The organism is Cellvibrio sp. GW822-FHT04B05 (assembly GCF_058800985.1).
Map to the genome: position 1 here is coordinate 13690 of NZ_JBXAMU010000006.1, position 25676 is coordinate 39365.

Genomic DNA, 25676 nt, shown 5'->3' on the forward strand with positions numbered 1-25676 from the left:
CTTTATACTCCCTGGCAGATCAACGCTATTTCGTACTAGCCGATAACTGATTTACCAATAATTATCAAAATTTTTCCATAGGGAGTTGTTATGCATCGCAAGTTGATTCGCGCTTTTGCCTGCCTAATGGTGTGCTGCAATTTACAGGCTGCCGAGATACCCACAGCCCTGCAAGATTGGCAAGGCTGGGTATTGGAAAAACACCCCGATATACGTTGCCCCTTTTTATATAACGATGCACAGCGCACCTGCGTGTGGATGAGTGAGCTGCGAATTGATGCTGCGGCCAAGGGGGCAAAATTTACCCAGCAAATCGAAACCTTCAGCGATAACTGGGTCAGGTTGCCTGGAAGTAGTGGATTCTGGCCGGAAAATATACGCGATACACGCAATCAACTTAATGACAACACTCTGATCATTCGCGAACGCGCAGGTGTTCCGGAGATTTTTCTTCGCGCGGGCATTTATGAATTACAAGGTGATATCCCCTGGAGCAGTATCCCTCGCACGCTCAGTATCCCCTCCGCTTCAGGCTTGATCAAATTGCAACTTAATGGGATCACCGTCGCCAATCCATCACTCGAAAGCAGTAGCGAGCTCTGGCTGGCATCGATACAAAATACTGGTGGAGAAACCCAACAACAAGATAATTTACAGCTGCGCGTGTTTCGTCAGATCCGCGATGGGATTCCACTTCGAATCATCACTCGCGTACAACTGGATGTAAGCGGTAAAGAGCGGGAGCTGCAATTGGGGCAGCTACTACTCGATAACTTTACACCGGTGTCATTCAATAGTCCGCTGCCTGCACGCCTTGAGAAAGATGGAAATATGCGCGTCCGTGTAAGACCCGGAAGTTGGGAGATTGAACTCCAAATGCAGTCTACCAAACCGGAAACAACCCTGGGCTATAAAGCAACCAGCAATTTATGGCCGCAACAAGAAGTTTGGGTGTTCGTCCCTCAACCTGCATTGCGCAGTTTGCAAGTATCCGGCGTGCCCAGCATAGATCCAAGCCAAACCCAACTCCCCGGCGAATGGCGTGAATTGCCCGCATATCTGATCACTCCTGATACACCAATGAAACTGGAAGAACTGCAACGCGGTGCAGGTGAAAGCAGCAACCAATTGGCATTGGAAAAAGAAATTTGGCTTGATTTTGACGGACAAGGATTTACGCTGCGCGATGAAATTTCCGGACGCTTACGGCAAGGCTGGCGTATGGAAACCTTGCCTCATTATGATTTGCAAAGTGCGGAACTCGACGGCATGCCGCAATTGGTTACTCAACTTGCAGAAAGCAAAAATAGCGGAATCGAAATTCGCAACCGCGAAATTGAACTGAAAACTATCAGCCGCCTGGCTCGTACTACCAATATTCCCGTTACCGGCTGGTCGGTAGATTTTGCAGAAGTCGCGACCCATCTTCACCTACCGCCCGGTTGGTCATTATTGACGGCTAGCGGAGCAAGTTATGAATCCGGCAGTTGGATTTCGCAATGGAGCTTGTGGGATATTTTTCTGGTACTGATTATCAGCGTTGCCCTCGCCCGCCTCGCTAATCCACTATGGGGGGGAATTGCATTGTTAACCCTGATGTTAATATTCCATCGCTCCGGTGCTCCGGTATTTATCTGGCTCAACATCGCGATACTGCTGGCACTCTTGCCTGTGGTAAACGGCCGCTTCAAAGTTTATCTATCGCGCTATGCCTATCTAAGTTTTATTGCACTTGCGCTTCTGCTACTCACCTTCAGTGTGCAACAGGCGCGCCAGGTGTTTTATCCGCAACTGGAGTTTGCCGAGCGTAATATCACTGAAAACTATTTCGAAAAATCATGGGGAATATCGCTTGCTTCCTCGGATAAGAAAGTTAGCAAATCAGTTACAAGTCCTGCCCCGCAAATGGCAGAAGAAATAATCGTGACCGGCGCGCGCGCATCCTACACAAAACAGCAAGTTTCGCAGGAGTACGATATAGGACAACAAGTACAAGCAGGCCCGGGAATTCCCGACTGGAATTGGAACAACATTTATTTAAGCTGGAGTGGACCAGTAAAGCCGGATGAAATCACCAAACTTTATCTTGTGTCGCCAGCATTTAATCGCTTGGGCAATATCCTGTCGATGATATTGCCATTGCTGTTGGGTGCGCTTTTACTGCGTTTATTTTTGCAACAAGTGGGACACAAAATCCCATCGTTCAAAATTGGTAAACAAATTGTATTGCCGGCAGTGCTGATAATTGCTGGTGGACTAACCCAAAGCGATCCCGCCCAAGCCGATGTCCTCGTGTCCAATAGCTTATTAAAAGAACTGGAAGCACGACTGACCAAACCCGGTGAGTGCCTGCCAGACTGCGCCAGTATCGAATCAGTCCGGTTAAAAATGGAGGGTGACAAACTTGCGCTGGAGATGATCATTCACAGTGCCGACTTGATCGCCCTGCCGCTTCCCGCACAGCGGCAACAATGGTGGCCGAACCAGGTCCAGGTTAACAACAAACCGGCATCGCTGGTACAGCTAGTAAGCGGTCAGTTGCTTGTTAATTTGCGCAAGGGACGCAACACCATCAGCCTGCAAGCTGATGTAACAGGTCGAGATAACATCAATCTCGCTTTCCCGCTGGCCTTGCACAATCTCACCAGCCAATTACAGGATTGGCAATTAAATGGTGCCCCCACCGCAAACCAGGCCAGCAGTTCACTGCAATTACAGCGCAGTGAAAGCAGTGCAAATCAGGACACGGTGGAGCATCTGCGCCCGGACCCTATCACACCTTTCGTTACTGTAACTCGTCAATTGCAATTGGGCTTGGAGTGGCGAGTAGAGACGCGGGTAGAACGCATCGCGCCCACCGAGGGAATTATCAATCTGGATATCCCCTTGCTTGCCGGAGAGTCGCCCATCAGCGGCGATGTTTCCATTACCGGGGACGAAGCCCGCAGAGGCAAAATCAGCGTGCAGTTAAATGCAAACCAGCAACAAATAATCTGGCATTCCACCCTTAAAGCAGAATCTCCTTTAACGCTAAAGGCATCTGTAAATCCAGCGTGGGTTGAAATATGGGTTTTGGATAGCTCGCCAATTTGGAATACCCAGATAACGGGAATCCCATCCATTTATTCGGATGCCAATAACAATTTACCGGTATGGCAACCCTGGCCCGATGAAAGCATCAGCATTTTTGTAAGCCGACCTGAGGCAACCAAAGGTAATGCTATTAGCATCGACGAAGCCAAACTGGATTACGACCTTGGCGATCGCGCCAGCAACTCGGTGCTTTCACTCTTGGTGCGCACCAATCAAGCGGGCTACTATGATTTCAACCTACCTGAAGGCGCTCGCCTTGCGGGCATTACGGTTAATGGCGAGGAAGTTGCGCTTCAAGCAGTTAATGGCGGGATAAAAATTCCGTTGCGCCCCGGCAAACAAGATCTGGAAATTGGCTGGCAGGAAGATGAGGGCATCGGCTTTAAAACCAACAGCCCGTTAATACATCTTGGCAACCATAGCAGCAACCAGAGTATCAATATCAATTTACCCGGTGACCGTTGGACGCTACTCGTGGGCGGCCCAAGCATGGGACCATCGGTATTACTGTGGGGAATGTTGGTGATCATTTTATTACTTGCTGTTGTGCTCGGACGCAGCAACCTGACACCACTGAAAACACACCAGTGGGTGCTGTTAAGCCTGGGCGTTGCAACGGTTAATCTTTACGTGCTGGCGCTTGTTGCTATCTGGCTGATCCTACTCAACCGACGAGGAATGCTGGAGAAAATATCGTCGCGCACTGTTTTTAAATGGATGCAGTTCGGCCTCTTCTCTTTATCGCTAATTACGCTGCTATTAATACTGGGTAGTATTCCCTACAGCTTATTATCCAACCCCGATATGCACATCATAGGCAATGGCTCCAATGCCCATCATTTACGTTGGTATCAAGACCAAAGTACAAATGAGTTTCCGCAAGCCTGGATTATTTCGCTGCCGCTGTGGAGCTATAAATTAGTAATGCTGCTCTGGTCACTCTGGCTCGCATCGGCGTTGACGCAATGGGTTCGCTGGAGCTGGGCACAGCTGAGTCGCCATGCACTTTGGTATGCACCGGATTCAATTCTGCCATCGGCTCCTGACGCAGCAAAAGGTGAGGATTCGGAGAATAAAACAGTCAATCCAAACTCACCGGCTGTATAACCTTTCAATCGTAAAAAAAGAAAACCCTCGCCAACTGGCGAGGGTAAATAAAAATACTGTATATCCTTTTCCGATTTAAATTGTAGGGGCACTGCTTGCTGCGCCGAGTCTTTTATTTGGTCATTTCTTTATCTGGTAGATTGGGCGATTGGGCGCGGCAAGCAGCGCCCCTACGAATGTCTTGTAACAACATTTTTAAATACGGATTAAAAATTCCAGTCTGCCATTATCCAGAATTTATCGGTATCGGTTACTTTGGTTGCCGCATCGCCCATCGCGTATTGGGCATATTTTGCAGTCCAGACTACCGCACCTGTTTTTTTACTAAGGCTCAAATTAATTTCATCACCATAGTCGGCGCCGCCAAAATCAGCATCGTATTTGTGATAACCCAGCAATGCTTGGGCACCGGCAAATGTTACACCCAGATTCAAATATTTATCCTCCAATCCATCTTTGGGCGTGGTCAAAAATTTATCCGCCCACCCATTGAATGCGTGTAATGTTGCAAGTGGCGTAGCGAAACCATAAGCACCATCATCAGCACCCAACACTTCATATCCCAAACCAATACTAAAGCGGGAAATGGTATAAGTACCTTCTGCCAACAGATAATCAGCATCATAGGCTGCATTTAAACCTGCCTCTTTTTGTGTAGCATATTCAAGGTTGTAGATAAACGCTTCACCTACAACACCTTGCCAACGCACGCCGTAGGTATCACTGGAAAGACCAAATTGTACAATAGGGTTTTCCACATCCAGCAGATAGGAATAACCAATCAATTTACCCGCATCAAAGCCGGTGTAACTTGCATTAAGGACGTGACTATTCATATTTAAATCTCCCAATCCCGCATTATCTTCACCAAAAACACGATTCACATTTTTGATATAGGCGTAAGTAAAATTAGTGTAGCGAATCGCTTTGTTGGTAAACGAAATACCGTCATAGGTTTGTTCGTTTTGTCGCCAACCCACATTTCCAATAAACCGTGAATTATCCAGCATCAATCGCTGGCGACCGTATTTAATCTGGTTATTGAACGTGGTGTAGGAAATAAAACCCTGGTTCACTTCTGTTCCAACGGGATCAGCAATGACCGCCCTGTTAATATTTGCCGGATCATTCGCGGCAGTACGATAGTCAACATCATTAGTCATCTCACTCACATTATCCATTTCCGCAGTGAAACCAAAGCCATTCCAGACACCTGACTGATAGGACAAGCGCGATCTCGTTGTCCAGGCATCTGCTTCTTTCTCTCCAATTTTTTTACCGGTTGCATCGATAATATCTTCGCTAACATCTTCATAGCGCGTGCGAAAATTTACTTTAATCACACTGCCCTGCTGCATGGATTCAGTAAATGTTTTCGCTGAAACGCCGGGCACAGCACAAAACAATGAGCTTGCCGCAGCAACAAGAAGATGAATGGTATTTTTTTTCATAGAGCTTCCCCAAAGTTTTAAGAAAATGTGTATAAGTCATTAGCGCCGCCCCAATAAATTTTTAAAATTTATTTTTTCCATGCACTAAAAAGCTCACGTAATTTTTATGGTCACAACACGGAAGTGGCTGAAATGCAGGAGAGCAATGCTTATGCCAATTGATTTCTTATAAAGACTTTGAAGGAATATTTCATTATTAATCAAAGGGATATAAATTCACCAAAAATCAGCATTTAAGATATCACAAATTTTTTAATGCTCTTTTGTGGTGAAATAAAATTTTCAGAGCGCCATTTAAATTCAAAAATAAAAAACTTAATGCACATTAGTGGATCACAGAAATGCCCGATCATTTTTTGAAATGCACAATGTTAAGGCAAAACATCAGCAGCATTATTTACTGGCTCAAACGGCAAGCACAAAAAAGCCGCACAATTGCTTGTGCGGCTTCCGGGATTGAAGGTGGTTGACGATTAATTAATCCGCACACTCGCCCCTTGGGCAAGACCTTTTTCTATTTTCACTTGTGCAAAGGTTACATCCAGCTTGTTGTTAGCAACCAGTGAGAATGGCTCCAGGATCAGCGCAAACAGCTCTTGCGGAGTGCGTTTCAAACCAAAATCAGTGCCTGCATCGGGGTAACATTTCAAATCTACCGACAAGGTTTTCCACCCGGCACCGGCAATGGTTGTCAGCTCACGGGTAATGTCCACTTGCGAATAGCAGGAGGGACCGCAACCAATGCGTATCCAAGCTTTATCTGCGGGTGCTGTATCGACTTTGATATCAAATACCAACGAAGAATCTGACTCATAATAATCGCTTAGCACCTGGCGGTTGAGCGTGGATATACCTACAAGACCTTCGCCTTCCCCATTCCATATCGCACGACGTGCATCTTCCTGCACATCACGGTCGACACAGCTGACAGTCAAGGTAGAAACGCTGGCGATATTGCCGTTGAGGTTTGCACGGTCATTATTTTTACCCTCCAGGATAATGCTGTATGCCCCCAAAGGACGACGATTAAATAATTCTAATACCTGTGAACTGGCCGCAAAGGTAATGCCCTCTTCTGAAAGGTCATCACCCAATGTATCTGTGTCACCGTAGGTCAAACCAAAATCGTAGGCAAAGAGAGGATCATAATTTTCATCGCCGATATTCAGGGTGCCCTGGTCAGGTGTCTTCGGCCAGGAAAACGCCAAACGACCTTTTAACGGATAATTAATTTGATTCGCCGCCGTTTTGAAAATCACATCTGCAATACCCGCACCTTCTGTACCCGGCTGCCAAATAACGGCAAATGCATCAGAGGCATTCAACTCACGGTTGATCCACATGGGACGACCGGTAATAAAAAGCGCAACTACGGGAATACCGTCGGCTTTTAATTTCTTCAACAATTCGAGATCGCTGGTATCACCCGCTTTAAGCAATTGATGTTGGATATCGCCCTGCATTTCTGCATAAGGATCTTCACCAAAAATAACGACAGCCACATCCGGCTTTTCAATGTAAGAACCGTCTGTACTTAACGTGGCGCGACCGCCTGCATTGGTAACGGCGGACTGAATTCCCGCCCACACTGTGGTGGCACCGGGGAAATCGGCCATCGTATTACCGGTACCCTGCCAATTCACTGACCAACCGCCAGTTTGCTTGCTGATATTTTCCGCACCATCGCCAGCAACAAGCACATTGGCTTTAGCCGACAGAGGTAAAAGATTGTTTTTATTTTTTAACAAGACAATCGATTCACGCACAGCTTGCCGGGCAATTGCACGATGCTCGGTTGCACCAAGCAGCTCATCTTTGCCCGCTAGCGGACGTGTTGACGGCAAGCCTTTTTCCCATAAATTTGCGCGCAATTTAACACGCAAGATTCTGCGCACAGCATCATCAATGCGCGCCATAGGAATAATGTCTGTGCGAGCCTGTTCGACAGTATTGTGAAAAAGCTTTTTCCAATCCGGGTCCGGCACCATAAAAATATCCAATCCGGCATTAATCGCTTGAGGACAATTTAATACAGTGGCACCCGCAATAAATCCGTGGCCATTCCAATCGCCAACGACCAACCCATCAAAACCCATTTGGTCTTTCAGTACATCAGTAAGCAAATAGCGATGCCCGTGCATGTGCTCGCCATGCCAGCTATTAAAAGAAGCCATCACACTCTGTACACCGGCCTCAATCGCGCTGTAATAACCGGCCGCATGAACGCGGTATAAAGTTTCTTCATCATCAAGACAATTGCCGCGATCAATCCCGTTGTGGGTTCCACCATCGGCGATAAAATGTTTAGCGGTGGAAATAACACGATATTTGGATAAAAAGCCGGAGCTTTCCGCTTCACCTTGCAGGCCTTCAACCATCATGCCCGCATATTCACGTACCAGATCAGGATGTTCGGAATAAGATTCGTAAGTACGCCCCCAGCGATCATCGCGTGCAACAGCGACTGTTGGCGAGAAATCCCAATCCAAACCGGTTACCGCAATTTCAGTTGCTGTAATGCGGCCGATTTCTTTAATCAGCGCCGGGTTGCGCGCTGCACCCAATGCAATATTGTGCGGAAATAAAGTTGCGCCAACGATGTTGCCCACGCCATGTACAGCGTCTGTGCCCCACATAATCGGAATCGCGATTTTGCCATCACTGGTATCCATAGACGCTTGGTAGTATGCATCGGCGATTGCCAGCCAATCGGCCGCTTTCGAATAGCGGTTGCCATTGGGAACCGAGCCACCGCCGTTTAATACCGAGCCGATGTGATAATCCTTAACATCCTGCGGGGTGAGGTGGCGAATCTCCGGCTGGATCATCTGCCCTACTTTTTCCTCAAGACTTAACTGCGCAAGCAATTCATCAATTTTTGCTTCAAGCGCTGGATCTTTTTTCACCTTGCTGGTGATGTTGGGCCACTGCACGTTTACAACCTCCGGGATTGTCTGGCTAACTTGACTGTATAAATTAATCTGGATAATGACGATATAAAACTTGAACACCCTGCCAAACAGGGCACAAGACTGCATCACTTAATAGCAGCAGTCTGGATAATCAAGCAGAAGGTTCCCTGATACTAACCCCGAGGTATAACCAGTCAGGAGCAACTCGTGCGGAATGCTCATCACTGAGCTTCTCTCTATATGACAAGGTTTCTCGTACTTCATTGTGGCCGATAAAAGGGCCAGCAACCACTCCCAAGCTGGCGCAAACTACCCTTTACTGACAGCGCTGTCAATAATGTTTTAACCGACAAAACTGAAGATATTAACAATCTGATTTATCAGCAAAATATGTGAATAAATCGCTATAAAAGAATCAATGTCTGTAGCAAAAGCCAATAAGTGACAATTGATTAATCTTGATGAAAAGTAAATTTCCGCTCATTCAGATTAATGTTATCCTCCCGCGCCTAACCACTATTCCAACACATTCCCCCTATAACTATTTGATCTTCTATATAAAAGAAGTTGAGGAGTCACATGAGCCTGTTACTGGTTGCAGATATCGGCGGCACCAATGGCCGCTTTGGCCTGGTTGAATTTGATGCGGAAGATACGCGCAAAAATGGCCAAATCAATTACACCGCTGAACGCCAAATCACTCTCAAATGTGCCGATCACGCTGACATGGCCACCATGATTAAAGCCTGCTGTGCTGAATTTGGCATTGATGTTCCCTCCTATGGCTGCCTGGCAATCGCCGGCCCTATTGAAAATGGCCAGGCATCGATGACCAATCTGAACTGGAAATTCTCGATTGACGGCTTGCGCGATCAATTGGGTATGAAAACCCTGCATGTGATCAACGATTTCGCCTCGCTCGCTTACGCCGTTCCATTCTTGCAAGAAAACGAGCTGGTCACCTTGTACGACTCTCACAAAGCCAACGCAGATGCACCTATTGTAGTGATGGGTCCAGGCACTGGTTTTGGCATGGCGATACTGGTTCCCGACGAAAACAAATGGGAGATCATCCCTACCGAAGGCGGACACGCAAGCTTTGCACCGACTAATGAAAAAGAGCTGGATATCAAATCGTTTTTACTGAGAGAACAAAACCACGTATCAGTGGAAAATATTCTATCTGGCGGCGGCTTGGTAACACTCTATCGCGCGCTTGCACACAATTCCGGTGTCGAGGCAAAACCCTATACGCCTGCTGATGTCAGCGCAAAAGGCCTTGCCAATGAAGACCCGCTCTGTCGCGAAGCAGTATTAACATTTTGTGATGTTTTGGGAGAAGTTGCCGGTGATAAAGCGCTGTCAACAGGTGCTCGCGGCGGCGTAGTTATTGGTGGCGGAATCACACCAAAATTAGTTGGACTCTTACCCGAATCCCACTTTCTTGAGCGCTACAAAAACAAAGGCCCAATGGATAGCTATGTCAGCGACATTTCAATCCGTTTGATCATCAATGACAAAGCTGCATTAGTAGGTTCAGCGGCGTGGCTGATTCACCATACACCAGAATTGAGCGCCAACTGAAATAAATAAATTTTCAGTCAAAAAAATGCACCTTCGGGTGCATTTTTTTGAGCGCGATAATCAATTGATTAATGCTTATCTTTTGGTTTGATAAGCGCACCCGTCGATTCACGCGTGATAATACTGGAACTCAACATACTGGCTGGCAATTGAATTTCCCGACCTTTTAATTGCTTAAGCAATAAATCAGTCGCTTTTTTTGCCATCTGCCGGATAGGCTGGCGAATCGTTGTCAGCGCCGGCCAAATCTGATGCGCTACAGGCGTATCATCAAAACCCGCTACCGATAACTGCCCCGGAATTTTAATATCCAGCTGATGCGCCACCATCATTACACCTGCCGCCATATCATCGTTAGCAGCGAAAATTGCCGTTGGTCGCAGTGCATCGCCTAATAACTTTTTCCCACACATCTCGCCGGACTCAAATGAATTATCGCCCTGCTCCACTAAATTTTTCAGCAGCGGCAAATCATTTTCCACCAACGCCGCTTTGTAACCTTCGAAACGCAACGACATAGCGCGATGATCGGGATGGCCGCAAATAAAACCAATTCTGGTGTGCCCCAATGCAATGAGCTGGCAAGTCATATCGTATGACGCTTCTTCATCATTAGTTTCAACATAGGGCGAGAGCGATTTATTTTCTGTCGGCGCGACACGCACAAATGGAATATTCATTTTTTTAAGCAAATTAATGACATTCATATTGTCGGATAACGGTGGCGTAAGCATTACTCCATCAACACGTTTTTCCAGAATCAAATCGGTCACTTCATTGATCAAATTGGGATCGCGATGAATGGCCGGGTGCACCAACAATTCGTAACGCTGGGGGCGGCATATTTCCAGCACACCTTCCTGGATATCCAATACGTAGTGCGCACTGGGATGACCGTAAATCAGACCGAGAAGATAGGAACAATTACCGGCCAGACTACGCGCTGACTGGTTGGGGCGATAATCCAAAGTGGCAATCGCAGCCTCGACTTTTTCGCGGGTCGCCGGACGAACATTGGGTTCATTATTCACAACACGCGACACAGTTTTCATGGACACGCCCGCCAACGCGGCGACATCATCAATGGTTGCTTTTGCCACTGTACTCACCTCAAAGTAGATTTTTATCGCTTCTGTTTACGCAGGTCAAATAATACTGGTCAGGCTTATCAGTCAAATTATTAGCAACACAATATAAGTCACATTGACCATAAGACAAAAGTGATGCAAGTGATTGTAAACCGGGAACAAACAATGTGACAGCTTTATACGCTTGGATTATAGTACCGCGCGCTTGACGCACGCTTTCGATCGGCAATCGTCAATTTAAGACCACGACAACGACAGACCATTTTTATAACAATGAGGTAGAACCATGGCCAGCATTCCGCAAGGCTCATCAACGCAACACAGCCCGGTGGACACAGGCAACAATACTGTGCCCTTGATTATCATCACCATCCTGTTTTTTATGTGGGGATTATTAACATCAATGAACGATGTTTTAATTCCGCATCTTAAAAGTGTTTACACCCTGAGTTACACCCAGGCAATGCTGGTGCAATTTTGCTTCTTCGGTGCTTACTTTGTTATTTCCTTGCCCGCCGGTGCTTTGATCAAAAAACTGGGTTACCAAAACGGTGCTGTGGCAGGTTTACTTATTGCCGCTTCGGGTTGTGCATTGTTTTATCCTGCTGCGACTAGCGGCTACGCTATTTTCCTGCTCGCATTATTTATTCTTGCGTCAGGCATCACCATTTTACAAGTTGCGGCCAACCCCTACGTAACTGTACTTGGTCCGGCAAGGACAGCATCCAGCCGTTTAACCTTGACCCAGGCTTTCAACTCTTTGGGAACAACGATTGCTCCGTGGTTGGGCGGTATTTTAATTTTAGGCGGCGCTGTATTAACCGCAGACCAATTAGCACTATTACCAACAGCTGAGCTGGCTGAATACCGTGCGAAAGAAGCCGCTGCTGTTCAAGGCCCTTATCTTGCTCTCGCCGCTGCCCTGGTTGGCTTGGCATTATTTTTTGCCTTTGCCAAATTGCCAAAAATCCAACACAACGACGAGCCCGGTATATCTGGTGATATTTCATCGACCAAAGAATCTGCCCTCTCTCATAAGCATTTGGTACTTGGCGCAGTTGGGATCTTTTTATACGTCGGTGCAGAAGTAGCTATTGGTAGCTTCCTGATTAACTTTTTCGGTGAAGCACACATTGCAGGCCTGAAAGAAGCTGACGCGGCGCATCTGGTAAGTTATTACTGGGGTGGTGCTATGGTTGGCCGCTTTATCGGCTTTGCAGTAATGCGCTATGTCAGCCCGGGTAAAACCCTTGCGTTTAATTGCATTTGTTCTGTGCTACTTATATTAACGGCCACTTTCACCGAAGGTAAGCTGGCTATGTGGTCGATTATCGCGGTTGGTTTGTTTAACTCTATTATGTTTCCAACTATTTTCAGTATGGCATTGCACAACCTTGGTAAGTTTACCGGTCAAGGCTCAGGCATTCTGTGTATGGCAATTGTTGGTGGTGCGTTAGTACCCTTATTGCAAGGTGCATTGGCTGATACCCTTGGTCTGCAATTGTCCTTCCTGTTGCCTGCCGCCTGCTATCTATACATTATGTATTTCGGCCTTAAGTTTGCAGGTATCTACAAAACTGCGCCAACCTCAGAACCAGGACACTTATAATTTCTGGCTGTACAAGTTGATAAAAAAATGGGCGCTATTGCGCCCACTTTTTTACCTGATATTTGCCTATTTATTCCAGCGCAGACTCGCCTCCACATCTTTGGAATTTTCTTCTATCCATAAAGTGCCCTGCCCCGTTAGCTCCTTTTTCCAAAAAGGCGCCTGCGTTTTTAAAAAATCCATTAAAAATTCGGCAGCCTGGAAGGCGTGTTCACGATGCGCACTCGTCACCCCGACAAATACAATTTGATCACTCACATGCAACTCGCCAACACGATGCACAATACGTGCGGCAATTAATTCCCAGCGCGATTTAGCTTCATCCAGAATTTGCTGCAAAATTTTTTCAGTCATGCCAGGATAGTGTTCGAGCGATAAACTTTTCACATTGCGCGCGTAATTCGTATCGCGTACCCGCCCTACAAAAAAAACTACAGCGCCTGCAACGGTATCAGCGAAAATTAATTCGTTGTACTCTCGGCCCACATCAAAATCCTCCGTCTGTACTGCGACAGAAAAAGACATATCAACCTCCGGTAACTGGCGGAAAGAAAGCAACTTCATCACCGGATTTTACTGTCGCATCCGCTTTCGCATATTCATGGTTAACGGCAACTAACAATTTACTGTTCAAGAAAAATTGCTCCCAATGCGGATTCTCGTCCAACAGATATTGCTTGACTGCGGCAACATTATCGATATTTCCAGCAGGGATTTGCAATCCGGCAGTTCCTAATTGTTCGCGCAATTGGGCAAGAAATAAAACCTGAATCATTGTTTATCACTCTTTCGCAGATAATGGCCACGACGCCCTCCGGATTTTTCCAGCAAGCACACCTGTTCTATCACCATTTCCATATCAACTGCCTTGCACATATCGTAAATCGTTAAGGCTGCAATACTCGCTGCGGTGAGCGCTTCCATCTCGACACCTGTTTGCCCGGTGAGTTTGCAATAGCTGGTAACTTCGATTGCAGATTGCCGCTCATCAATTACAAAATCCACCGCAACTTGGCTGAGCGCCAGTGGATGGCAAAGCGGGATTAAATCAGCGCATTTCTTTGCCGCCTGAATACCGGCAATCCGCGCAACAGCCAGAACATCACCTTTCTTTAGGCTGTTGGCGTTAACTTGTGCCAAGGTTGCCGGTTTCATCAACACTCGCGCAAATGCACGTGCCTCACGGATGCTTGCAGGTTTTTCCGACACATCCACCATACTGGCGTGCCCATGGGAATCTATATGGGTTAATGACATACACAATTCGTCCTAATACGATGGATTGCACTTTACCGTGCAGCGGAAGATAAATATCGTTATCATAAAACACCTGTCGGCCAAGGCCGCACTTTTATTTCCCTCGCAGCAGAATTCCACAGCGTAATGATTCCAGTCCAACTTCTTGATCGCCGCTTCACGCTTGCCCCAATGATGGAATGGTCAACTTCTGACTGTCGTACTTTTTGGCGCTTATTAACCCAGAAAGCCGTGCTTTATAGCGAGATGGTCACTACTGGTGCACTACTGCATGGCGACAAATCCCGTTTTCTGGATTACAACGCCTGTGAACACCCGCTAGCACTGCAATTAGGCGGCAGCGATCCTATCGCACTGGCCGAATGCGCTCGCATTGCAGAAGATTGGGGCTATGACGAAGTTAATCTCAATTGTGGCTGCCCGAGTGATCGTGTGCAAAACGGGATGATCGGTGCTTGCCTGATGGCAGAACCCGAGTTGGTCGCAGACTGTATTGCAACTATGCAGCAGGCGGTAAAAATCCCCGTCACCGTCAAACATCGTATTGGCATTGACGATATGGAGGACTATGAAGGCTTGGTGAATTTTGTCGAAACAATTGCCAAAACCGGCTGCAATACTTTTATCGTACATGCGCGTAAAGCCTGGCTGAAAGGCCTGAGCCCAAAGGAAAATCGCGAAGTTCCGCCATTGCAGTACGATAAAGTATACCAATTGAAGCAAGATTTTCCGCACCTGAATATCATCATCAATGGCGGTATTACCACGCTCGAGCAAAGCAAAAACCTTCTGGATCATGTAGACGGTGTGATGATCGGACGTGAAGCCTACAGTAACCCTTATCTTCTGGCGCAGGTCGATCAATTAATTTACGGGATGGATAAGCCAATAGTGAACCGTGATGAAGTCATGCAAAAATTTATGATTTATTGCGAGAAAGAGTTGTCCAAAGGTGCGCGACTTAATCATCTAACGCGACATATTTTGGGCCTTTACCAAGGGCTTCCGGGTGCGCGGCAGTTTCGCCGGATAATCAGTGAACAAGCGCATAAACCTGAGGCAGGAATTGAAGTACTTGAACGCGCCCTTGCAGCGCTAAATGAGTTACCATTAGCAAATACAGTTGGAGCCGGAACCGCTTAAGGCCTTCGACACTATTGGATTATCAGCTTATAAAAAATGACTGCTTTTCGCATAAAGTCATTGAGACTATAATATATCTGACGGCAATAAAACGAAGATCAACCACTTGTACTTTCAGAGAATAGGATTAGCACTGTGACTAGTAAACTTGAACAACTGAAGCAATTTACCGATGTTGTCGCTGATACCGGCGATATTGAAGCCATCCGCCTTTATAAGCCGCTGGATGCTACCACTAACCCATCGCTGGTATATAAAGCGGCGCAAATGCCGCAATACCAGGATTTGCTGACTGCATCCATCAATGCCAGCAAAGGCATTGCCAACAGCGCACAACAATTAAGCGCTGCCTCAGATCACCTGGCTGTCGGAATAGGTTTGGAAATTCTGAAAATCGTTCCTGGCCGTATTTCAACTGAAGTGGATGCGCGTCTTTCTTTCGATACTAAAGCCTCTATTGCTAAAGCCCACGAATTGATCAAGCTTTATGAAAAAGGCGGTGTTGATAAATCGCGCGTCCTGATCAAATTAGCTTCCACCTGGGAAGGTATCCGCGCTGCGGAAGTACTGGAAAAAGAAGGTATCAACTGTAACCTTACGTTGCTGTTCGGTTTTAACCAAGCTGCCGCCTGTGCTGATGCCGGTGTGTTTTTGATATCACCCTTCGTAGGACGTATTCTGGATTGGTACAAAGCCAACACTGATAAAAAAGAATACACCGCCGAAGAAGATCCGGGCGTGGTATCTGTGCGTCATATCTACAACTACTACAAACAACACGGCTATAAAACTGTCGTGATGGGCGCAAGCTTCCGCAACCTCGGCGAAATCGAGGCACTGGCTGGCTGTGACCGCTTGACCATCAGCCCACAACTGCTGCAAGAGTTGGATCAGGACAAAGGCGAGCTTAAACGTGTGCTGTCACCTAACAATCCAGGTGAGACCATTGCAAAGCTGCTTGAGTCTGAAGCCAGCTTCCGTTCCGGTATTAACCAGGATGCAATGGCCACCGAGAAATTGGCCGAAGGTATTCGCGGCTTTGTAAAAGACCAGGTCAATCTTGAGAATTTGTTGAAAACCCGTGCTCAGTAAACTCTCACGCTTTATCGAGCGCCACCTGCAGCCTGCCGGGGGCGCTTCGCCTATCCTTTCCGATCACCAAAAACAGCTGGCGATTGCAGCACTGCTCGTTGAAGTAGCCATGGCGGACCATCAATTTTCTGCTGCGGAATTGCAAAATATTGGCGCTATCCTCAAACGTAAATTTACTTTATCGACGGACGAACTTGATGAGCTTATCAGTCTCGCCAAACACGAAACCAACCATGCAACTTCGCTACATCAATTTACCCAATTGATTAATCAATATTGTAATCAGGAAGAGAAATTTAATCTGATGAAAGCCATGTGGGAAATGGCTTATGCGGATGGCGATTTAAACAAGTACGAAGATTATATTATTCGCAAAGTAGCAGATTTGATTTACGTACCGCATACAGAATTTATTCGTGCGAAAAGCCTGATTAAGGCAAGCTTGTAGCGTTAAAAAACCAGTAACAAACTTAGGAGTAGATCAGCAGTTTTCTAACATATTGACTAAATTACGAAAAGTATCGGCGTTGCTGGCATTTAATCCCATCAAAATTTTGTGTGCTTCAATTACCTTTTCTTTCACTTCTTTTTCATCACAGTTAATGCAATTGAGTGGTTGACCATCTAACACCGGTGCGCTCAGCTTATCGACGATTGTAAAAATATCACCAAACCCCATGGTTTGTAAAATGCGCTGAATACTGGGGTTGCTCGCCAAAATCACCGGCATAATGCCACGTCGCTCCTGCCCCAATATCGAGATTTTTGCCATTAAACCCAAGGTGGTGCTGTCGATGGCTTCCGCATCGGAAAGATCGAACAATACTGATGTAAAGTTCTCGCTCTTGAACATGGCGTCAATAAACTGATCAAACGAAATACACAATGTCAGGCGTACATCACCCACCATTTTAATCACGTAAACACCGTTGTGATCGGCAACCAATATTTGGCCGGCTTTCATTAACTAACACCTCGGCTAATGGACAGGACTGCAATATCATCCGGGTTATCGCGAATTTCTTTTATAACTAAAGTATTACAGACAGAATCCAAACTGCCACTACTTGAAGCAATTAGTTTTAACAGATGCGCTTCTTTATCCTGAAGCTCAGTCTGGGGCAAGGTCTCCAACACGCCATCAGAAAAGCAAACCAATGCAAATTTTTCTGGCAATTGACGCTCATAAACTTCCCAGCCGACTTCTTTGAAAATGCCAACCGGCTTGCCGCGCCCGGTTAAATATTCAGCGCCATCACCAGTCAATAAAATGGGCATAGGAAGATGGCCAGCAACCACATAATGCATTTGATGGGTGACCGTATCAATTACTCCCACAAAGAGGGTCAAATGATGGCTCAAGCGGGTTTCATGCAATTCGCGATTAATCTGCCGCAGCATGAGATCAGCTCCGCGTGCGAAAGAGTTCTCGTCGCCAAATAATCCTTCTTCTCGTACCATGCGACTAACCAAATGCTTAAGCCAGATGGTAACAAACGCAGATGAAGCGCCATGCCCGGAGACATCAGCCAGATAAAAAGCGAGGTAGCGTTTCTTGATGTGAGCGTAATCGACAAAATCACCACTCAGAAATAAGGACGGAATAATCGTATGGGCAGCTACGTAACCTTCTTCAGTTGTGTAACCTGACGGCATCAAACGTCGCTGCACTCGTCGACCGGCAATTTGGTCGCGCTCGAGAATACGTAAATTTTCCTTTAACTCCCTGTTTGCTTCTTCCAGTTGATCGCGATACCGCTGGTTTTCTTCCTCCAAATCCTGACGATCAAGCACTTTATTGATTGAGTGAACCAATACTTCCAAATCAACGACAGGTTTGATCAGGTAGTCGCGCGCGCCCAAACGCAAGGCAGTTACCACATCATTCATTACCCCGGCGCCCGAAATAACAATGACAGGAATCGATGCATAGCGCTCATGCAGTATCTGCAATAGCTGCAAGCCATCGCCATTTGGCATACGCAAGTCAGTAATAATCAGGTCAGGCAGGGTGTTATCAGGGAAGGCAAGTAATTCAAGCGCAGCAGTAGCATCAGCTGCCGGGCAGACACAAAAACCGCTATCCGTCAGATAAGTCACAATACTCTGGCGGACAAGGGCGTCGTCATCGATGATAAGCAGCTTGCGGCTTGCGGGTGTCATCTTCTGCTCGGGCGGTTATTGAAACATATGAGTTAAGGGTAGTTCCATAAGGCGCGTAACACTACTCCTTCACTTTCAAGAGCGCAAGCTGTAGAGACGAAAGCATCTGCAGCTTGACTAATTAAGTTTTGTTTATCGCTGCTTTGCTCTTTTAGGGAGCAAGCCAAAAAGCTGATTATCGATTATTTCGGGCGATTGCGATTTTTATCGCGCTCCGCCTTACGGCGCATTTCGACCAGTTGACGCTGGGTCATCTTGCTCTTGCGCTCCGTATAAGGATTTTCATTATTGCGGAATTCGATTCTTATCGGGGTGCCATGCAAATCAAGCACGCGCCGAAAGGTCTTTTCCAGATACTTGGTGTAGTGGCTGGGTACATCATTGGTCTGGTTGCCATGGATTACAATAATGGGCGGGTTATGGCCGCCAGGATGCGCATAACGTAACTTGATGCGACGACCTTGAATCATTGGCGGTTGATGTTCGCGTACAGCATCTTGCAAAATACGTGTTAGAAAGTTGGTACTGAATTTATCTGTCGCAGATTGATAAGCCAACTCAATCGATTTATATAGATTGCCAACACCGGTTCCATGTAACGCTGAAATAAAATGAATGGTAGCGAAATCCACAAAACGCAGGCGTCGCTCTATTTCGCTTTTAACATATTGCTTATGCGCATCATCCAAACCATCCCACTTGTTCAATGCGATGACCAGCGCACGTCCCGCTTCGATAGTCGTACCCATCAAATGTAAGTCTTGCTCTACCACACCTTCGCTGGCATCCATCACCAACACAACAACGTTGGCGTCAGCGATTGCCTGCATAGTTTTGACGATTGAAAACTTTTCTACCATCAAATCGATATTTTTGCGGCGGCGAACGCCGGCTGTATCGATTAGCGTATAAGGCTTATCAAAACGTGTGTAATTGATGTAAACACTGTCACGCGTTGTGCCCGGCTGATCGTAAACCACCACCCGATCTTCACCGAGCAAGCGATTTACCAAGGTTGATTTACCGACGTTGGGGCGACCGACTATCGCAATTTTGATCCCCCTAGCTTCATCGGTTTGATAGTCCTCGGGTAACTCGGGAATATCCGCAAGCACTTCTTCCATCAAGGATCTTACGCCGCGACCATGGCTGGCTGTTGTTGGGTGAACTTCACCAAGCCCCAGCTCGTAAAAAGGAGCCAAGGCGATATCCGGATCCATACCATCAATTTTGTTGGCAACCAGATAGGTTTTTTTGTTATTCACGCGCAAATGCTTGGCAATCAGCTCATCGGCAGGATTTAATCCGACCCGACTATCCACGATAAACAGCACTATGTCAGCTTCCTGAATGGCTAGCAGCGACTGCCCAGCCATCATGCTGTCGATGCCCTCTTCTTCACCGCTGATACCGCCGGTATCAATCACGATAAACCGGCGATTCTCCAACACACCCTCTCCATATTTACGGTCGCGGGTAAGGCCTGGATAGTCGGCCACGAGCGCATCGCGCGATTGGGTAAGGCGATTAAAAAGCGTGGATTTACCCACATTAGGGCGACCAACAAGTGCTATTACGGGGATTATCATAAAAATATCAATTGGGATGAAAAATCATGTCGATAATGCAGCAACAATTGCTGCATAAATTCAAATACGCCAAAAACAAAACCAGCCGCTAAATTTTACCTCACTGGATTAAGGTAAATTCAAGCGGCTGGTTATTGTAGCGATAAAGCGTGGAAACTATTTGTCCTTTTCTGCCTGAAAGGCAATTAGCTTACCGCGATTGGTATACACATACAGTGTTTCACCATCTGTCAGCATAGGGGCACGAGCGCCCTTCCTGTCTACTCGTGTGCGCGCCACAAATTCACCGTCACTTTGATTAACCACATGCATGTAGCCTTCAAAATCAACAACAGCGACATAATCACTAAATACTTGTGGACCATTTAGCAGGCGACGAAGCATTTTTTCATTGCTCCATAACTGCTCGCCAGTCGCGGAACTATAAGCGACCAATTTGCCATCGGCATGGGCCACAAAGAGTTTATCGGCGGACAACGCAATACTCTCGCTAGTCGAACCGTCCACTCCCCAGACAGGACTGCCAGTACCGCGAGCCAATGCACTAATGCGCCCTTGGTACGTACCCACATAAATCACGCCATCTTTAATAATCGGAGTTGAATGGATATCAACCATACGCTCCAGCTCGGAACGCCCCTTGGGTGATGCGATACGCTGTTCCCATAAAATCAGACCGTTATCCGGGTTAAATGCCATCATCCGGCCATTGGAGAAACCAGCATAAATAGCAGCATCGGTCACAATCGGTGAAGGAGTACCGCGCAAGGTCAGTACTGGTGGAGGATTGTCATAGAACCACAATTGATCGCCAGTTTTTGCATCCAGTGCAAATAATTTGCCGTTCACAGTTTGCGCTGCAACAACACTGCCATTGGTGCGTGGAGCAGAAACCACTTCACCCGGCAACTGTTTGCGCCAAAGCTCATCGCCAGTCTCTTTGGACAAAGCCATCACTTCACCCGCGTAAGTGGCTACTAGTAACAGGCCATTTTCCGCAGCGATCCCACCAACAATTTGACGGTTAGGATCTGTCGCAACAAAAAAGCTCTTTAACCAGGTCCATAAACCTTGCTGCTCTTTATTAACTTTGCGAGTCCACAGTTTTTTACCGGTTTTGTTATCGAGAGCAACAACCAAACCTTTATAATCCACTGCATAGATCGCATCGCCATCCAATGCAGGAGTAAGGCTACTAAACCCTTTGCTTTGGCCATCACCTATGCCACGGCTCCAGACTTTATCGAGACCAAGCGTCTCCTTAAAACCGACCAATTCCATCGGCTCATTACCTGTTTTTTTGCTAAACCAGGAACAGCCAGACATAGCGAATGCACAAAGCAATACCAACCAGCTCAGGTGCCTCACAGAGACTTGCATCATTGAGCCTTCTCCCCAGCAGCAACTGCAGGCGAAGCTTCTACTTTCAGATCATCTACTTTCATTTGCAATAACATGAAACGCTCTTGTTGTTGTGGATCAGTTGCCGCCAACGCCTTTTCATAGGCTGTGCGTGCAGCATCCAGATCGCCTTGTAATTTAAGAATATCGCCACGCGCTTCTGCGTACTCTGAAGTAAACGCAGCTGCTGGCTCTGGTGACAATTGCGCCAGCGCATCTGCATAGGCTTTCTGTGCAGTTAATACACGAGCGAGACGCAAACGGGCAAGTTGCTCGGTAGCGGCTTCGGGTTTGGCAGACAAAACCCATTTAAGTTCAGTCACCGCAGCATCCAACTTGTTATCATCCACCGCTAACTTGGCAAGGAAAAATGCTGCGCTGTGCGCGTACATACTGTGGCTATTTCCATCCTTCAACTCACCTGCAAGATGGGTGATAGTCGCCTTGTCTGAATCACTCAAGGTTTTTCCCGGCTCAGCATTCGCCAGTTTGAGCAACTGCTCATATACTTCTGATGCTTTCTCTGCCCTCTGACGTTTTTGGTCCTGCCACGTGGTGTAAGCAAAATAACCCACCACAGCAATCAGGACTGCAATAACTACCGTTTTGCCGTAATCCTTCCACCAGCGTTTTAACGATTCAATTTGTTCTTCTTCTGACAGATGTACACTCACAATTAACTCCTATTGACCTTAGCGCAATGCGCACAATTTGAAATGGTTTTTAAAACGTTATTTTTTTACTCGATCAATCGCTTTACTCAAGTGCCTCCAGATAAGCAATTGCTTCATCAAAACCGAGCGTTTGCTGCTCAATTTCTTCGCGCAAAAATTTGATAGTTACCTTACCGGCTTTCGCTTCATCTTCGCCCAGGATCAACGCGATATCAGCTCCACTTTTATCGGCTTTTTTCAACTGGTTTTTAAAATTGCCACCGCCACAATTGGTTAACAAACGAACAAACGGCAGCTCATCGCGAACCCTTTCCGCAAACTGCATTGCTGTAGATTGCACATCACCTACTGCAACAAAATAAATGTCAGCTTGTTGGTCAAGGCCTTGGGGTACCACTTCCACAGCTTGCAGCAACAATACCAAGCGCTCAAGGCCAATACCAAATCCAACCGCAGGTGTAGCCTTACCACCCAATTGCTCAACCAACCCGTCATAGCGACCACCAGCACAAACCGTGCTTTGGGAACCCAATTTATCCGTTACCCACTCGAACGCCGTTTTACCATAATAATCGAGGCCGCGCACCAAACGCGAATTAACCACGTAACGGATGCCGGCCGCATCGAGCAACGATTTCAATCCATCAAAGTGCGCGCGCGATTCTTCATCCAAATAATCAAGCAATACCGGAGCTCTATTGAGCAGCGTCTGGGTGTTAGCATCTTTGGAATCGAGAATACGCATTGGGTTAGTGGAAAGACGGCGTTTGCTATCTTCATCCAACTGGTCTTGCACATTACTTAAATAGGCAACAAGCGCATTTTTGTATGCCAAACGCGCATCAGAACTTCCGAGTGAATTGATTTGCAACTGAACATGCTCTGCCACACCGAGCTCACGCAAAATGCGGGCACTCAATACCAGTACTTCGGCATCAATATCCGGCCCCTGGATGCCAAAAGTTTCAACACCAATTTGATGGAACTGACGATAGCGACCTTTCTGCGGACGTTCATGACGAAACATCGGCCCCATGTACCACAAACGTTGCGTTTGATTATAAAGCAAACCGTTTTCTTCACAGGCGCGCACGCAGCATGCAGTACCCTCTGGGCGCAATGTGAGGCTGTCTCCGTTGCGATCCTCAAATGTGTACATTTCTTTTTCAACAATGTCGGTCACTTCACCAATAGAACGCTTGAATAACTCTGTCGACTCAACAATCGGAAAACGAATTTCCTGATAGCCATAACGAGCCAAAATATCGGTAACGACACTTTCAACATATTGCCAAAGCGGAGAATCTGCCGGGAGCAGATCGTTCATACCGCGAATTGCCTGGATTTTTTTCAATTTCAAACCTTAACTGTTACAGATTAAAAAGCCATCAGGCTTTAGCAATAATATTTCTAGCATCGGCATCCATCTGCACTTGTTTTTGTGCGGCTTTTGCACGAATCAAGCGCTCGAGATTATCGACCAAGTTTTCGTTGGATAATTTCTGGTTTGGTTCGCCATCAATATAAATCAAATTGCTGGGAGTACCGCCAGCAAGACCCAAATCAGCTTCTTTAGCTTCACCCGGCCCATTGACCACGCATCCGATAACGGCAACATCCAAAGGAACCGTAATATCTTCTACACGCTGCTCAAGATCATTCATCGTCTTGATCACATCAAAGTTTTGCCGCGAGCAACTTGGGCAGGCAATAAAGTTCACGCCTTTGCTACGTAAACGCAAACTGCGCAGCATATCCCAGCCTACTTTGATCTCTTCAACCGGATCTGCAGCGAGTGACACACGAATAGTATCGCCGATACCATCCATCAAAAGCGCCCCCAAACCTATCGATGATTTCACTGTACCCGAGCGTAAGCCACCAGCTTCGGTTATCCCCAAATGCAATGGTTGCTCAATCAATTTGGCAAGCTTGCGATAAGCCTCAACCGCCATAAAAACATCAGATGCTTTTACACTGACTTTAAAGTTTTGAAAATTTAAAGAGTCCAGAATTTCAACATGACGCAATGCCGATTCCACTAATGCATCGGGTGTTGGTTCGCCGTATTTTTTTTGCAGATCCTTTTCAAGCGAGCCGGCATTGACACCGATACGAATCGGGATGTTGAGATCGCGCGCCTTATCCACTACTGCTACGATGCGTTTTTCCCGCCCGATATTACCTGGATTAATGCGCAAACAATCCACACCCAAATCAGCAACGCGCAGTGCAATACGGTAATCAAAGTGAATATCGGCAACTAAAGGAATAGTCACTTGCTTACGAATTTCGCCGAATGCCTCAGCGGCTTCCATGGTAGGAACAGAAACGCGAATAATATCTGCGCCGGCCGCCTGAATACGACGAATTTGCCCTACCGTTGCCTCTACATCTGTAGTTTCAGTATTAGTCATACTTTGTACTGAAATTGGCGCATCGCCACCAACAGGTACATTACCCACCATAATTTGACGAGATTTACGGCGCTTTATTGGAGACTCGCAATGCATATATATTCCTGATCAATTTTTACGAGATTACTCGCGAGTGGTTTTACCCACTTTTAGCGATAAAACATTTGTGCCTAATGCAGGTACAATCGCCACATTATCACCATTCAATTCAATTTTTGCTGCCGGCGAGTTACCGAGCTTGACATCAAACGGGGCTTCTCCCTGTAATGTCAAACGCCCGCCGGATGATTGCAAATCAGCAACCAATACATCACCGCGCGCATCGCTCACCTCTAACCAACACTCTTCTGTAAAACTAAAACTGATCGTATCCAAACTGCTCGCATTGGCTTGTGGCACTGATGGTGTTGTTTGTATAGAAGCGGCAATGGAAGAAATACTTTTGCTGGATTGGGCAGTACTGACAGAACTTGCACTTTGCAATGATCCAGATACGACAACCGATTCAGCCGATGCAGATAGTTGAGTCGCAACATCTGCCGGAGCAATAGCAGTATTATTAAAAGATGACTGACTTGAACCGAAACCACTAGCAACTTGAACATTCAATGCAGTTACGGCAGGCTGCACGCCTGTCGTTGCGGGCCTGTCATAAACTGGCTGCTGGCGATTATCAAAAAACCAGATTGAAATCAGCCACAAAATTAATAATGCAAGTAACACCAATACTATAAATTGCCACAGGGGTTTATTAGCAGACTCAATACGCTGCGGCAAAACCTGTTCAACCAGTCCATGTTTTTGTGCGTGACGATCATATGCAGCCAACACTTGCATTACATCGAGTTTTACTAATGTGGCGTAAGAACGCAAATAACCACGGGTAAATGTATCTGAACCCATATAACGATAATCATCCGATTCAAGCGCACGCACTTTAGTCAGCGTCATATAGAGTTCTTTGGCAACCTGTTCCTGACTTAAACCGGCACGCTCACGTGCCCAGACTAATAATTTACCTGGGGAAAGCTCACGAAAGCGGCTATCGTCTAGTGGCTTTTTTTCGTCATCAGAAAACATTGAATACCCGTTAATC

Annotated in this window: 20 protein-coding genes; 6 read left to right on the forward strand and 14 right to left on the reverse strand. The window is 46.6% G+C overall.

All coding sequences use genetic code 11. The annotated features are described in order from the left end of the window. Positions 1 to 90: 90 nt before the first annotated feature. Positions 91 to 4200 carry a hypothetical protein gene (locus AC1RJL_RS18160; RefSeq protein ID WP_492916638.1) on the forward strand — a complete coding sequence of 1370 codons (4110 nt, stop codon included), beginning with the start codon at positions 91 to 93 and terminating at the stop codon, positions 4198 to 4200. A gap of 206 nt (positions 4201 to 4406) precedes the next feature. Here the strand turns inward: AC1RJL_RS18160 and AC1RJL_RS18165 are convergent, their stop codons facing one another. Both AC1RJL_RS18165 and AC1RJL_RS18170 read right to left on the reverse strand, forming a co-directional pair. Beyond that, positions 4407 to 5651 (reverse strand): alginate export family protein, encoded by a 1245-nt coding sequence (locus tag AC1RJL_RS18165; RefSeq protein ID WP_492916640.1) that lies wholly within the window; start codon positions 5649 to 5651, stop codon positions 4407 to 4409. Between the two features lie 473 nt (positions 5652 to 6124). Further along, positions 6125 to 8584, reverse strand: a complete 2460-nt coding sequence (locus tag AC1RJL_RS18170; RefSeq protein WP_492916642.1) for a glycoside hydrolase family 3 protein — start codon at positions 8582 to 8584, stop codon at positions 6125 to 6127. Positions 8585 to 9142: 558 nt separating this feature from the next. On the opposite strand from AC1RJL_RS18170, the gene glk reads away from it, so the two are divergent. After that, positions 9143 to 10147, forward strand: coding sequence for a glucokinase (glk, locus tag AC1RJL_RS18175; RefSeq protein ID WP_492916644.1), 1005 nt, complete (start codon positions 9143 to 9145; stop codon positions 10145 to 10147). Between the two features lie 68 nt (positions 10148 to 10215). Here the strand turns inward: glk and AC1RJL_RS18180 are convergent, their stop codons facing one another. Next, on the reverse strand, positions 10216 to 11247 hold the full coding sequence (locus AC1RJL_RS18180) for a LacI family DNA-binding transcriptional regulator (RefSeq protein WP_492916646.1): 1032 nt from the start codon (positions 11245 to 11247) through the stop codon (positions 10216 to 10218). A 274-nt stretch (positions 11248 to 11521) separates the two neighbouring features. On the opposite strand from AC1RJL_RS18180, the gene fucP reads away from it, so the two are divergent. Continuing rightward, complete coding sequence (gene fucP, locus AC1RJL_RS18185) at positions 11522 to 12844, forward strand: L-fucose:H+ symporter permease (protein ID WP_492916648.1); 1323 nt, start codon at positions 11522 to 11524, stop codon at positions 12842 to 12844. 66 nt (positions 12845 to 12910) lie between these two features. On the opposite strand, the gene moaE is transcribed toward fucP, so the two are convergent. Genes moaE through moaC form a run of 3 tightly spaced genes read right to left on the reverse strand, consistent with a single transcriptional unit; the run spans position 12911 to position 14101 of the window. Next, the gene (gene moaE / locus AC1RJL_RS18190) at positions 12911 to 13369 is read right to left on the reverse strand and encodes a molybdopterin synthase catalytic subunit MoaE (protein WP_492916650.1); all 459 of its coding nucleotides are present in this window, start codon (positions 13367 to 13369) and stop codon (positions 12911 to 12913) included. A 1-nt stretch (position 13370) separates the two neighbouring features. After that, positions 13371 to 13619 (reverse strand): molybdopterin converting factor subunit 1, encoded by a 249-nt coding sequence (moaD, locus tag AC1RJL_RS18195; RefSeq protein WP_492916652.1) that lies wholly within the window; start codon positions 13617 to 13619, stop codon positions 13371 to 13373. Next, complete coding sequence (gene moaC, locus AC1RJL_RS18200) at positions 13616 to 14101, reverse strand: cyclic pyranopterin monophosphate synthase MoaC (protein ID WP_492916654.1); 486 nt, start codon at positions 14099 to 14101, stop codon at positions 13616 to 13618. The genes moaD and moaC overlap by 4 nt, the downstream gene beginning before the upstream one ends. Before the next feature lie 126 nt (positions 14102 to 14227). Here moaC and dusA point away from each other — a divergent pair, with 126 nt between their 5' ends. The 3 genes from dusA to AC1RJL_RS18215 all read left to right on the forward strand — a co-directional run bounded on the left by dusA (position 14228) and on the right by AC1RJL_RS18215 (position 16784). Continuing rightward, positions 14228 to 15244 carry a tRNA dihydrouridine(20/20a) synthase DusA gene (dusA, locus tag AC1RJL_RS18205; protein WP_492916656.1) on the forward strand — a complete coding sequence of 339 codons (1017 nt, stop codon included), beginning with the start codon at positions 14228 to 14230 and terminating at the stop codon, positions 15242 to 15244. Positions 15245 to 15379: 135 nt separating this feature from the next. Continuing rightward, positions 15380 to 16336 (forward strand): transaldolase, encoded by a 957-nt coding sequence (gene tal / locus AC1RJL_RS18210; protein WP_492916658.1) that lies wholly within the window; start codon positions 15380 to 15382, stop codon positions 16334 to 16336. After that, positions 16326 to 16784, forward strand: coding sequence for a tellurite resistance TerB family protein (locus AC1RJL_RS18215; RefSeq protein WP_492916660.1), 459 nt, complete (start codon positions 16326 to 16328; stop codon positions 16782 to 16784). The genes tal and AC1RJL_RS18215 overlap by 11 nt, the downstream gene beginning before the upstream one ends. A gap of 33 nt (positions 16785 to 16817) precedes the next feature. Here the strand turns inward: AC1RJL_RS18215 and AC1RJL_RS18220 are convergent, their stop codons facing one another. The 8 genes from AC1RJL_RS18220 to AC1RJL_RS18255 all read right to left on the reverse strand — a co-directional run bounded on the left by AC1RJL_RS18220 (position 16818) and on the right by AC1RJL_RS18255 (position 25660). Then, on the reverse strand, positions 16818 to 17300 hold the full coding sequence (locus tag AC1RJL_RS18220; protein WP_492916662.1) for an STAS domain-containing protein: 483 nt from the start codon (positions 17298 to 17300) through the stop codon (positions 16818 to 16820). Next, positions 17300 to 18499 carry a PP2C family protein-serine/threonine phosphatase gene (locus tag AC1RJL_RS18225; protein WP_492916664.1) on the reverse strand — a complete coding sequence of 400 codons (1200 nt, stop codon included), beginning with the start codon at positions 18497 to 18499 and terminating at the stop codon, positions 17300 to 17302. Before AC1RJL_RS18225 ends, AC1RJL_RS18220 begins: the two co-directional genes overlap by 1 nt. Positions 18500 to 18681: 182 nt before the next feature. Then, positions 18682 to 20085 (reverse strand): ribosome biogenesis GTPase Der, encoded by a 1404-nt coding sequence (der, locus tag AC1RJL_RS18230; RefSeq protein WP_492916971.1) that lies wholly within the window; start codon positions 20083 to 20085, stop codon positions 18682 to 18684. A 159-nt stretch (positions 20086 to 20244) separates the two neighbouring features. Next, on the reverse strand, positions 20245 to 21471 hold the full coding sequence (gene bamB, locus AC1RJL_RS18235) for an outer membrane protein assembly factor BamB (RefSeq protein WP_492916666.1): 1227 nt from the start codon (positions 21469 to 21471) through the stop codon (positions 20245 to 20247). Next, positions 21468 to 22163 (reverse strand): YfgM family protein, encoded by a 696-nt coding sequence (locus AC1RJL_RS18240; protein ID WP_492916668.1) that lies wholly within the window; start codon positions 22161 to 22163, stop codon positions 21468 to 21470. The genes bamB and AC1RJL_RS18240 overlap by 4 nt, the downstream gene beginning before the upstream one ends. Positions 22164 to 22245: 82 nt before the next feature. Further along, positions 22246 to 23517 (reverse strand): histidine--tRNA ligase, encoded by a 1272-nt coding sequence (gene hisS / locus AC1RJL_RS18245; protein ID WP_492916670.1) that lies wholly within the window; start codon positions 23515 to 23517, stop codon positions 22246 to 22248. A gap of 34 nt (positions 23518 to 23551) precedes the next feature. Beyond that, a complete protein-coding gene (gene ispG, locus AC1RJL_RS18250) occupies positions 23552 to 24676 on the reverse strand; it encodes a flavodoxin-dependent (E)-4-hydroxy-3-methylbut-2-enyl-diphosphate synthase (RefSeq protein ID WP_492916672.1) in 1125 nt (374 codons plus the stop codon). 27 nt (positions 24677 to 24703) lie between these two features. After that, positions 24704 to 25660 carry a RodZ domain-containing protein gene (locus AC1RJL_RS18255; RefSeq protein ID WP_492916674.1) on the reverse strand — a complete coding sequence of 319 codons (957 nt, stop codon included), beginning with the start codon at positions 25658 to 25660 and terminating at the stop codon, positions 24704 to 24706. Between the last annotated feature and the right edge of the window lie 16 nt (positions 25661 to 25676).